The following is a 3,929-nucleotide window of genomic DNA, read 5'->3' as shown; positions in this document are numbered from 1 at the left end:
CCCGTACGCGAAGCACGCCCGTTCCTCGGCCGCCGTCGACTGCATACGCGTGCTCGGTCGGCGGACGCTGCCGCCCGCGCGGGTACGGACGTACGCTCCCGGCCGTCCGGTGCGTCCGCTCACGGGAGGCACGGACATACGCCCGCTCACAGGAGGCACGGACATACGCCCGCGCCCGTCCGGTGTGTCCACTCGCGCGGGTACGGGCGTGAGCACGCGACCGCCGCCCCGCCAGGGAAATGACACAGGCTCTACGCGAAGGAGACCACCGCATGTCACCCGCCCCGGCGCCCGAGGCGCTGAGCGCTCCCCTTACCGTCGAATTCCCCTTCACCCGCTCCCTCGGGCCCGTGCAGAGCGCCTTCCTCACCGGACTGCGCGAGCGCGTCCCGCTCGGAGTCAGGACGGGCGACGGACGCGTGCTCGTGCCGCCCGTCGAGTACGACCCGGTCACCGCCGAAGAGCTGCGCGAGCTCGTCGAGGTCGCGCCTACGGGGACCGTCACCACCTGGGCGTGGAACCCGGCGCCGCGGCCCGGGCAGCCCCTGCCCACCCCCTTCGCCTGGGTCCTCGTCCGGCTCGACGGCGCCGACACCGCCCTGCTCCACGCCCTCGACGCGCCGGGGCCCGAGGCAGTGCGCACCGGCATGCGCGTCCGTATCCGCTGGGCCGCAGAGCGCGCCGGGGCCATCACCGACATCGCCTGCTTCGAGCCGGACGAGAGCGAGCCGCACGACAGCGCGCCCGGCGGCGAAGCGCGGCCGCACGACAGGGAGTTCGCCGCCCCCGTCACCGGAATCGTGGTCGCCGCCCGCCTCGACTACCGCTACTCGCCCGGCCGCGCCCAGACCCGCTACCTCGCGGCCCTCGCCGAGCACAAGACCGTCGGCGAGCGCTGCCCCTCCTGCCGCAAGGTGTACGTGCCGCCCCGCGGCGCCTGCCCCACCTGCGGCGTCGCCACCGCCGAGCAGGTGGAGGTCGGGCCGCGCGGCACCGTCACCACCTACTGCGTCGTCAACATCAAGGCCCGCAACCTCGACATCGAGGTGCCGTACGTCTACGCGCACATCGCCCTCGACGGCGCGGACCTCGCCCTGCACGGGCGCATCGGCGGCGTCCCGTACGACGAGGTGCGGATGGGGATGCGCGTCGAGCCCGTATGGCCCGACCCGTCCTCCGGCAGCCGCTACCCCGACCACTACCGGCCCACCGGCGAACCGGACGCCGACTACGACGCGTACAAGGAGCTGCTGTGATGCCCGTGACGCCCGACGCACCGGAAGTGGCGATCGTCGCCTTCGGGCAGAGCGCGCACCGCCGGAACACCGCGGACCTCTCCGAAGTCGAAATGCTGCTCCCCGTCCTCACGGAAACCCTCGGCCAGGTCGGACTCACCGCCGGGGAGACGGACTTCACCTGCTCGGGATCGAGCGACTACCTGGCCGGCCGCGCCTTCTCCTTCACCATGGCGCTCGACGGCGTGGGCGCCTGGCCGCCCATCTCCGAGTCCCACGTCGAGATGGACGGGGCCTGGGCGCTGTACGAGGCGTGGGTCAAGCTCCGCACCGGCGAGGCGGAGACCGCGCTCGTCTACTCGTACGGAAAATCCTCGCCCGGCGAGCTCCGCGACGTCCTCACCCGCCAGCTCGACCCCTACTACCTCGCGCCCCTGTGGCCCGACTCCGTCTCCCTGGCCGCGCTCCAGGCCCAGGCGCTCATCGACGCGGGCGACACCGACGAACGGGCCCTCGCCGCCGTCGCCGCCCGCAGCCGCACGGCCGCCGAGGACAACCCCCACGCCCAGCTGCGCGGTTCGGGCCCGCCCGAGCGGCTGCTCGACGCCGACTACCTCGTACAGCCGCTGCGCGGGCACGACGCGCCGCCCATCGGCGACGGCGCCGCAGCCGTCGTCCTCGCCGCCGGGGACACGGCGCGCCGCCTCTGCCCCCGCCCCGCGTGGATCAGGGGCATCGACCACCGCGTCGAAGCGCACTCCCTCGGCGTGCGCGACCTCACCGACTCGCCCTCCACCCGCCTCGCCGCCGAACGCGCCGGAGCCTTCGACGCGCCCGTCGACACCGCCGAACTGCACGCCCCCTTCACCAGCCAGGAAGTCGTCCTGCGCAAGGCGCTGCGGCTCGCCGACGACGTGGCGGTCAACCCCTCCGGCGGCGCCCTCGCCGCCAACCCGATGATGGCGGCGGGCCTCATCCGCCTCGGCGAGGCCGCCGCCCGCATCCACCGCGGCGCCTCCCGCCGGGCGCTCGCCCACGCCACCTCGGGCCCCTGCCTCCAGCAGAACCTGGTCGCCGTACTGGAAGGAGACCCCCGATGAGCAAGGAGCCCGTCGCGGTCGTCGGGATCGGCCAGACCAAACACGTCGCCGCCCGCCACGACGTGTCCATCGCCGGGCTCGTCCGGGAAGCGGCCGCCCGGGCGCTGCTGGACGCCGGGCTCGGCTGGCCCGACATCGACGCCGTCGTCATCGGCAAGGCCCCCGACTTCTTCGAGGGCGTCATGATGCCGGAGCTCTACCTCGCCGACGCCCTCGGCGCCGTCGGCAAACCCATGCTGCGCGTGCACACCGCGGGCTCCGTCGGCGGCTCCACGGCCCTCGTCGCCGCCAACCTCGTCGCCGCCCGCGTCCACCGCACCGTGCTGACCCTCGCCTTCGAGAAGCAGTCCGAGTCCAACGCCATGTGGGGCCTCTCGCTGCCCGTCCCCTTCCAGCAGCCGCTGCTGGCCGGGGCCGGCGGCTTCTTCGCGCCGCACATCCGCGCGTACATGCGGCGCACCGGAGCCCCCGACACCGTCGGCTCCCTCGTCGCGTACAAGGACCGCCGCAACGCCCTGAAGAACCCCTACGCGCACCTCCACGAGCAGGACATCACCCTGGAGAAGGTGCAGTCCTCGCCGATGCTCTGGGACCCCGTCCGCTACTCCGAGACCTGTCCGTCCTCCGACGGAGCCTGCGCCATGGTCCTCACCGACCGGGGCGGCGCGGAGCGCTCGCCGCACCCGCCCGCCTGGGTGCACGGCGGGGCGATGCGCAGCGAGCCCACCCTCTTCGCGGGCAAGGACTTCGTGTCGCCGCAGGCCGGCAAGGACTGCGCCGCCGACGTCTACCGGCAGGCGGGCATCGCCGACCCGCGCCGGGAGATCGACGCCGTCGAGATGTACGTGCCGTTCAGCTGGTACGAGCCGATGTGGCTGGAGAACCTCGGCTTCGCCGCCGAGGGCGAGGGCTGGAAGCTCACCGAGGCAGGCGTCACGGAACTCGACGGCGACCTGCCCGTCAACCCCTCCGGCGGCGTCCTGTCCACCAACCCCATCGGCGCCTCCGGCATGATCCGCTTCGCGGAGGCCGCCCTCCAGGTGCGCGGCCAGGCGGGGGAGCACCAGGTGGAGGGGGCGCGCACAGCGCTCGGCCACGCCTATGGAGGCGGCGCGCAGTTCTTCTCCATGTGGCTCGTCGGGGCCGAGCAGCCCACCTCCTGAACCGGGTCCGGTGTGTACGGACCCGGCCCCGCGACCCGTCCGGAGCCCCTTCCGCACCGCACCCGGACCGGCCGCAGGGACCTGCCTCCGCGGCCTGTCCGGCGCCCGTCCCGATCGCTAGGGTGGGGCCCGGACGACCGACCGGGAGGAGCACGGACGTGGCGGACAGCACGACTGAGCATCCGGCAGGCAGCACGAAGCCGCAGCTCGACCTGAGCAACGCCCAGTGGCAGTCGAGCAGTCAGGGATCGGGCGATGTACAGGTCGCCTTCGTGGAGGGATACATCGCCATGCGCGACGGCCGCAGCCCGGAGGGCCCGTCGCTGATCTTCAACCCCGGCGAGTGGCGCGCGTTCGTACTCGGCGCGCGTGACGGGGAATTCGACCTCACCTGACGCACCCGGCGCGACCGGCCGGGGCGGCCCCGGTTC

Annotated in this window: 4 protein-coding genes; all 4 read left to right on the top strand. The window is 73.8% G+C overall.

The window, feature by feature from the left end; translation table 11 throughout:
* Positions 1-272 precede the first annotated feature (272 nt).
* Positions 273-1,256: a Zn-ribbon domain-containing OB-fold protein gene (locus tag ACFU99_RS36285; RefSeq protein WP_384400685.1), complete on the top strand. Its 984-nt coding sequence runs from the start codon at positions 273-275 to the stop codon at positions 1,254-1,256.
* On the top strand, positions 1,256-2,335 hold the full coding sequence (locus tag ACFU99_RS36280) for a thiolase domain-containing protein (protein ID WP_384400682.1): 1,080 nt from the start codon (positions 1,256-1,258) through the stop codon (positions 2,333-2,335). Before ACFU99_RS36285 ends, ACFU99_RS36280 begins: the two co-directional genes overlap by 1 nt.
* Positions 2,332-3,498, top strand: coding sequence for a thiolase domain-containing protein (locus tag ACFU99_RS36275; RefSeq protein ID WP_384400679.1), 1,167 nt, complete (start codon positions 2,332-2,334; stop codon positions 3,496-3,498). The genes ACFU99_RS36280 and ACFU99_RS36275 overlap by 4 nt, the downstream gene beginning before the upstream one ends.
* A 158-nt stretch (positions 3,499-3,656) precedes the next feature.
* The gene (locus ACFU99_RS36270; protein ID WP_363226434.1) at positions 3,657-3,893 is read left to right on the top strand and encodes a DUF397 domain-containing protein; all 237 of its coding nucleotides are present in this window, start codon (positions 3,657-3,659) and stop codon (positions 3,891-3,893) included.
* The last annotated feature ends 36 nt before the right edge of the window (positions 3,894-3,929 follow it).

Origin of the sequence: Streptomyces sp. NPDC057654 (assembly GCF_042800135.1) — a bacterium.
Lineage (GTDB): Bacteria > Actinomycetota > Actinomycetes > Streptomycetales > Streptomycetaceae > Streptomyces.
Note: the sequence above shows the minus strand (reverse complement) of the source record. Positions and strands in the feature narration are given on the sequence as shown.